This window comes from uncultured Clostridium sp., from assembly GCF_934754915.1.
In the GTDB taxonomy this organism is placed as follows: Bacteria; Bacillota; Clostridia; order Clostridiales; family Clostridiaceae; genus Clostridium.
The window spans coordinates 1-1,591 of sequence record NZ_CAKVKB010000338.1; the positions used below are offsets into that span (position 1 = coordinate 1).

The window sequence follows — 1,591 nt, forward strand, 5'->3', positions numbered from 1 at the left end:
TCAACATCGATCTGTTCTTTGATCCTGTTTCCGATGATCTCCTCGAACTCCTTGAAAATGTCTTTGCGGATAATAAAGACTACTTTATTAAATCCTGCTTCTTTTGCATCATGAATGGAATAATCCATGATGATTTCTCCGTTTGGTCCCATTTGGGCTAACTGTTTGATTCCTTCTCCAAATCTGGAGCCGATTCCAGCTGCCATGATAATTAATGTTGTATTCATTCGTATTTTCTCCCCTTTACAATATAAAAGTCCTTTTTTATAAAAAGTGAACCTATTTTTCAAATTTTTTCGTATTTTTTTATTCATTATAACTATTCATTTTATAGACTGATTTCTTAATGTCCCTGGGAACTTAAGTTCTCCCTTATGTTTTAAAATTTGTACAATACTTATCCTCACTATAGAAATATTTGAATATTTTGTATTTTTAAATTCCATTCAATATATCATTAACAATATTTTTTATGCCTCATTTCAAATATTATTAATTCCATTTAAGGTAATTCTTACATTTACTTGATATATTATAAATACAAGAAATAAAGTATTTAATAACAACTTACATCTTTTTCCCTTTGGGAATATTTTTAATTAATTCTCTTTATTTTACATTATTGAATATTTATACTTTTCTTTATAACATCCATAAAAATTGCTCTATCTAATTTCAGAGATGCCTCTTCTACATATATTTTATTAAACTCTAAGCATGTTTTTTTCTTTTTGGATACTGCCGCTATTGTCGCCATTCCTGGCCTATAATATTGGTATTCTTTAATTAAATGTTCATCAATATTTAAATCATATATTTTGGCTAGCCCAATTATAGACAAATCCCCTTTTAATACCGAAAAATACATTGGCAATTGACTCAATCCTGTTAGATATAAAAGCATCCCTATTTTAGAACGTATCAATTTTCCCTCTTTTATATCTTTAACTGTATTAAATACATATATTTTAGCTGTCTTTTTTTTATATCCTATTATTTTATCTACTTTTATTATTGGATGTACTCTATCATATTTTAATAATACTACACATATCAAAAAACCTGGAAATATAAAGATAATCGCACATAATGCAAATATTATATCAAAACCTCTTTTTAAATATATATATTTTTTTAACGGAATTCTAGTTTCTAGTATATTATCTTTTTTATTCTCTATTACATTATCTATTAACTTATCTGTACTAGTAGTTTTAATTGAATACATCAAAGTCACAACTATTAACATGCAAAGTATTATAATCAGAATAATAAACAATATATTTTCTAAAATAATGCTCATGACGATATTCCTCCTTGATTTTCCATATTAATCCACTGATAAATTGACACTACAATTGGGACAAATATAGATAATGCTATAGCTGCTACAGAGCATTTATAGCTCTCTATTTCTGCATAATTAAGAAATATTAAAATCAAATCTAATATACATATTAACCCAAAAATATATTTCATAATGCATTCTATAAGATTTATATGTCCATTACTTACTGACAAATTCAAAAAAATAACACAAATAAATAAATTATAATATAATAATTCAACTGAATCTAATACTGCTACCGAT

The 1,591-nt window shown here is 25.5% G+C and carries 2 protein-coding genes and 1 pseudogene; all 3 read right to left on the reverse strand.

The annotated features are described in order from the left end of the window. Nucleotides 1–227: pseudogene (locus Q0F58_RS19530) on the reverse strand (nucleotidyltransferase); the annotation flags it as partial. Nucleotides 228–619: 392 nt separating this feature from the next. Beyond that, a complete protein-coding gene (locus Q0F58_RS19535; protein ID WP_294379762.1) occupies nt 620–1,303 on the reverse strand; it encodes a sugar transferase in 684 nt (227 codons plus the stop codon). Beyond that, nucleotides 1,300–1,591: hypothetical protein (locus Q0F58_RS19540; RefSeq protein WP_294379764.1), on the reverse strand; the 292-nt coding region annotated here is incomplete at its 5' end. The genes Q0F58_RS19540 and Q0F58_RS19535, both read right to left, overlap by 4 nt.

Excerpts from the sequence above, each read along its gene's own strand:
- Q0F58_RS19535 (WP_294379762.1), bottom strand. The coding sequence starts at position 1,303 with ATGAGCATTATTTTAGAAAATATATTGTTTATTATTCTGATTATAATA.